Source organism: Pseudomonas sp. 43(2021) (assembly GCF_017490805.1).
Lineage (GTDB): Bacteria > Pseudomonadota > Gammaproteobacteria > Pseudomonadales > Pseudomonadaceae > Aquipseudomonas.
In genome coordinates this window covers 1-5910 of record NZ_JAFGYJ010000053.1, presented here as the reverse complement: position 1 = coordinate 5910, position 5910 = coordinate 1, and the positions used below count along the sequence as shown (strand labels likewise).

At 39.6% G+C, this 5910-nt stretch carries 5 protein-coding genes; 3 read left to right on the top strand and 2 right to left on the bottom strand.

The window, feature by feature from the left end:
- From J5M71_RS25510 to J5M71_RS25500, 3 genes are all read left to right on the top strand, one after another.
- A partial coding sequence (locus J5M71_RS25510) for an AAA family ATPase (RefSeq protein ID WP_116268603.1) occupies positions 1–1540 on the top strand: 1540 nt, incomplete at its 5' end.
- On the top strand, positions 1537–2427 hold the full coding sequence (locus J5M71_RS25505; protein ID WP_000735931.1) for an HNH endonuclease: 891 nt from the start codon (positions 1537–1539) through the stop codon (positions 2425–2427). The genes J5M71_RS25510 and J5M71_RS25505, both read left to right, overlap by 4 nt.
- A 590-nt stretch (positions 2428–3017) precedes the next feature.
- On the top strand, positions 3018–4250 hold the full coding sequence (locus J5M71_RS25500; protein ID WP_000162952.1) for a hypothetical protein: 1233 nt from the start codon (positions 3018–3020) through the stop codon (positions 4248–4250).
- Between the two features lie 128 nt (positions 4251–4378).
- Here J5M71_RS25500 and J5M71_RS25495 read toward each other — a convergent pair whose 3' ends face one another.
- Positions 4379–4963: a tail fiber assembly protein gene (locus tag J5M71_RS25495; protein WP_015979258.1), complete on the bottom strand. Its 585-nt coding sequence runs from the start codon at positions 4961–4963 to the stop codon at positions 4379–4381.
- On the bottom strand, positions 4963–5910 hold a 948-nt coding region (locus J5M71_RS25490; protein WP_243434347.1), incomplete at its 5' end, for a phage tail protein. The genes J5M71_RS25495 and J5M71_RS25490, both read right to left, overlap by 1 nt.

Below are 5910 nucleotides of genomic sequence, written 5' to 3'. Positions count from 1 at the left end.
TCCTGCAGTAGAAAAAAATAAGGCATTCCTACGAGCAGATGGTTGGAATGACTATTCCTTTGTTACAATGTTTTATCTTACTGTCTTTGATGAGCATGGTGAAAAATGCGATATCGGAAATGTTAAAATTGGTTTTGTAGGTCAAAAAGAAGAAGTAAGCACTTATTCATTAATAGATAAAAAATTCAGTCAACTCCCTGAAATGTTTTTTTCCTTAGGTGAAAGCATTGACTACTATGTTAATCTCAGCAAATTAAGCGATGGTTTTAAACATAACCTTCTTAAAGCTATTCAGGATTTAGTAGTATGGCCAAATCGATTAGCCGACATTGAAAATGAAAGCGTCCTTAACACCTCATTACTTAGAGGGGTAACTCTTTCAGAAATTCATGGACAGTTCGCACGTGTGTTAAATGGTTTGCCAGAATTGTCAGATTTCCACTTTTCATTTAATAGAAAAAGTGCTCCCGGATTCAGTGATTTAACTATACCTTTTGAGGTGACGGTTAATTCTATGCCCAGCACGAACATTCATGCTTTTATCGGGCGGAATGGGTGTGGTAAAACAACAATTTTGAATGGAATGATTGGTGCAATCACCAACCCAGAAAACAATGAATATTTTTTCTCTGAAAATAATAGACTTATCGAGTCAAGAATCCCAAAGGGATATTTTCGATCGCTTGTTTCAGTTTCGTTTAGTGCATTTGATCCTTTTACTCCTCCTAAAGAACAACCTGACCCAGCAAAAGGTACACAATACTTTTATATTGGACTCAAGAATGCTGCCAGCAATAGTTTAAAATCACTAGGCGATCTCCGCTTAGAATTCATTTCAGCATTTATTGGTTGTATGAGAGTAGATAGAAAAAGACAACTCTGGCTTGAAGCTATCAAAAAACTAAGTAGTGATGAAAACTTTTCAAATATGGAACTCATCAGCCTCATTTCTAAATATGAAGAGTTAAGACGTAATGAACCACAGATTCAAGTGGACGATGATAAATTCACTAAATTGTTTTATGACAATATCCAGAAATATCTGCTTCGAATGAGCTCTGGACATGCAATTGTTTTATTTACTATCACAAGATTAGTAGATGTCGTTGGCGAAAAGTCATTAGTTTTATTCGATGAACCAGAGGTTCATCTGCATCCACCTTTGCTCTCTGCTTTTTTACGAACATTAAGCGACTTACTCGATGCACGCAATGGTGTAGCAATAATTGCAACTCATTCCCCAGTAGTACTGCAAGAGGTTCCAAAATCCTGCATGTGGAAAGTCCTACGGTCAAGAGAAGCAATAAATATTATCCGTCCGGATATTGAGACATTCGGTGAGAACTTAGGTGTTTTAACTCGTGAGGTGTTTTTACTTGAAGTGACAAATTCTGGATACCACCACTTATTATCGCAGTCCGTTGATTCAGAGCTTTCTTATGAAACCATTCTAAAAAATTATAATGGTCAGATAGGATTAGAAGGTCGAACCGTTTTAAAAGCGATGATAATGAACAGAGATGAAGGTAAAGTACAATGAAAAAACTACCTCTTCCAGCGAGAACTTATAGCGAAATGCTTAATAAATGCTCGGAAGGTATGATGCAGATAAATGTTAGAAATAATTTCATTACTCACTTCCCCACTTTTTTGCAGAAAGAACAACAATATAGAATATTAAGCTCGACAGGTCAGTTATTTACCTACGACAGGACACACCCTCTTGAGCCTACAACCTTAGTAGTTGGTAACCTGACAAAGGTTAAATTAGAAAAGCTTTATGAAAATAATCTCCGAGATAAAAACAAACCCGCTAGAACATATTACGATGACATGCTTGTTTCATCAGGTGAAAAATGTCCATTTTGTGGTGATATAGGACAGACAAAAAATATAGATCATTTTCTTCCTATTGCACATTATCCTGAATTTTCGGTGATGCCTATTAATTTAGTTCCATCGTGCCGCGACTGCAATATGGGAGAGAAAGGTCAAGTTTTCGCAGTAGATGAGGTACACCAAGCGATTCATCCCTATATCGACAAGGACATTTTTTTTCGTGAGCAATGGGTATATGCAAATTTCGTTTCCGGAACTCCGGGTGCTATCAGTTTTTATGTTGAATGCCCGGCGAACTGGAGGCAGGAAGACAAACACAGAGCTCTTCATCATTTCAAGCTATTAAATATTGCTAACAGGTATCGTTTGGAGGCAGGGAAGCACTTGAGTGAAGTGATTACTCAAAGAAACTCTTTCGTAAAAGTTATAAGGAAATATAGTTCAACCGCAACGTTTCAGCAGCTACAGTCAGAATTTATTGAAGCAAATCTGAAACCTATTATAGATTTGAATGACTTCCCCAATTATTGGAAAAGAGTTATGTATCAGTGCCTAGCAAACTCGGAAGATTTTTTCAGAGGGATCTAGAATATGATGAAAGATAGAAAATTACGACGCTTATCGGAAGTGAACGAATACTTTTTATATGAGGAGGGCTGTTTTTACAAAATCCGGTAGTAACTTGCTAACCAATTCCTAGGCAGGTCATTGGCAACAGTGGCATGCACCGAGAAGGACGTTTGTAATGTCCGCTCCGGCACATAGCAGTCCTAGGGACAGTGGCGTACAGTCATAGATGGTCGGTGGGAGGTGGTACAAATTCTCTCATGCAAAAAATATGTAAAATCGGTAGCAACTGGAAATCATTCAACACCCGCACTATCGGAAGTTCACCAGCCAGCCGCAGCACGTTCCTGCATACGACGTGTCTGCGGCTCTACCATATCTCCTATGAGCAACGTGTTAGCAGAGCCAAGCCACAACTCTAATTTTAATACATAATGAATGATAATAATAATATTAAAAATTTCCTGTGTAACTAATTTACTATATGGTTTCTGATAAGAATCATTGCAAAGATCAAACAACTTGTATTACATTGACAGTTAAGCAGTTAATTTTATCACCTCTAAAATATATCAGCATCTAGCATGCAACCTATCAAAATGGAGAGTTTTATGACTAAAAAACCATGGGAAAGAAGACTTAAAGATTTATCGCACTTGCTCAAATGCTGCATTGATACATATTTTGACCCTGAATTATTTCGCTTGAATTTGAATCAATTCCTCCAAACCGCAAGAACAGTAACATTTATTATTCAAAAAAACAAAAACCAGATTATAGGATATGACATTTGGTATAACAATAATGTTATTGAAAAATGGAAAAATGATCCATTAATGGCTTGGGCTAAAAATTCTCGCAATACGATAGAAAAACAAGGCGATTTAGAAATGTATAGCGAGGCAAAGGCTACTCTTATTTCATCTTACATTGAAGAAAATGACATTGAGTTTATTACAAATGAAAGTATGTTAAACATTGGTATAAAAAAGTTAGTCAGACTTGCACAAAAGAAATTACCTTCATATTTAACTGAATCATCTATTATTAAATCAGAAAGACGATGGGTCGCTAATACGCTAAAAGATTACGAATTATTACATGCCTTAGCTATAATCTATGGCAGAATGTATAACTGCTGTAACTCTCTTGGCATACAAATAAACAATCCAATGGGTGACGATGTGATTTCGCCAACATCATTCGACTCTTTATTTGATGAAGCCAGGAGAATAACTTATTTAAAATTAAAAGATTACTCCATAAGCAAATTGTCATTTAGCATGATACAATATGACAATAAAATAATTCCTGAAGATATTAAAGAGCGTCTAAAACTGGTAGATAAGCCTAAAAATATCACTTCGACAGAAGAGTTAGTTGACTATACAGCCAAGCTTGCAGAAACGACTTTTTTAAAGGACGGTTATCACATTCAAACATTAATTTTTTATGATAAACAATTCCATCCAATTGATTTAATCAATACAACATTTGAAGATCAAGCAGATAAATATATTTTTTGGCGTTATGCAGCTGACAGAGCCAAAATAACAAATGCCTATGGCTTCATTTGGATATCAGAGCTATGGCTCAGAAAAGCAAGCATCTACTCCAATAAACCAATACATACAATGCCAATTATAGATGAAAGACTTCAGGTAATTGGAATTGATTCAAATAATAATCAAAAATGTATTTCATGGAAAATAGTTAGAGAAAACGAAGAAAAAAAACCGACTTTAGAAATATCAACAGCAGACTCAAAACATGACGAAAAACCATATTTCATGCGTTCAGTCTTAAAAGCAATTGGCGGTGATGTAAACACTATGAACAATTGAGTCATAGAACTTCCATTATTCTCCTGAAGATAATAATCGCCAAATAAACCAATACTCAGCTTTACAATATACTAACTAACCGCAGAACGTTATTTCATACAACGTTTCTGCGGCATATCACAAAACGATTACTCCATAACAGGGACAGCAGGCCACTCAATATCAGGTGCAGTTGATGTATCAACACGGTTCAGCAACACCCGATACTTCTTCCAGGCTTCCAGCAACGAGGTTTCTTCCTTCGTTGCAATTTCCAGATCTGCAGCATCCTGAAGCGGCGCAATATGCTCACTGGCTACCTGCATCAGGCTTTTTTTTGTTTCTTCCGCCTCCCGGATCCGGAACAGTTTTTCTGCTTCCGTATCCTTCACCCAGGCTGTGCCGTTCCACTTCTGATATTCCCCTCCCGGCGATAACCAGGTAAAATTTTCCGGTAACGGACCGAGTTCAGAAATAAATAACGCGTCGCCGGAAGCCACGTCATAGACGGTTTTACCCCGATGGTCTTCAACGAGATGCCACGATGCCTCATCACTGTTGAAAACAGCCACAAAGCCAGCCGGAATATCTGGCGGTGCAATATCGGTACTGTTTGCAGGCAGACCGGTATGAGGCGGAATATATGCGTCACCTTCACCAATAAATTCATTAGTTCCGGCCAGCAGATTATAAATTTTTATGGTCCGTGGTTGTTCACTCATTCTGAATGCCATTATGCAAGCCTCACAATATAGTTAAATGCAATGTTTTTGACGGTGTTTTCCGCGTTACCCGCAGCGTTAACGGTGATGGTGTGTCCGTGTGAACCAATACTGAAAGAATGGGCATGAGCACCGATAACAACCGGATGCTGGTGCGCACCAATACCAACTGTATGCGCATGTGCACCGGCACTCACGGCTGTACCGGACAATGAGTGACTGTGGCTGCCCTGACTGTCCGTTTTCGATAAATAAGCAATACCCTGTGTGCTGGTTCCTTTAACTGTGGATAAACTTCCTGTAATGGTTGCTGTTCCATACTGACTCCAGCCAGAACTGTTCATCCTTAAACCACTTGTGTGGGCATGAGCACCCGCGGCCCCTGTTGAACCGCTCAGACTGTGAGCATGAGCCCCCGTGTTATTCGTCGATTTGGTGCCGTAATCGAAACTGCCTGTTGTTTTCGTCCCGTAATCAAACGACGATGTGGTTTTCGTCCCCAAATCCGTACCGGATGCACTGGCACTGTGGGTGTGCGACTTAATTCCATCCTGTTCCTGAGACAATACAGCACGACCGCTGGCGGGTTTCCCCTTGATTGTCCAGCCTCGCATATCAGGAAGCACACCCGATGGATACGCGACAGCAAGTTTTGGGTAGGCTGATTTGTCAAACGCCTGCCCCTGCATCAGGACGTAGCCAGACGGAACGATATCTGATGGCCACGGGATCGGCGCACCTGCCGGAAAGGCCGAATTCTCACCGGCCCCAAGGTATTCAAGAACATCTGCAACGGAATTTTTTGCCAGAATATCCCTGCCAACCTGAGTCAGTTCAGTCAGGCTGGCGGCATCATTTTCCGCAAAATACGGTAATTTATTTTTCGCCGTGGAAAGCCCTGCCAGCGCCGTCAGTGTCGCATTCTTCGGTTGTTTACCCGCAAGCGCGTTAGTCATGGT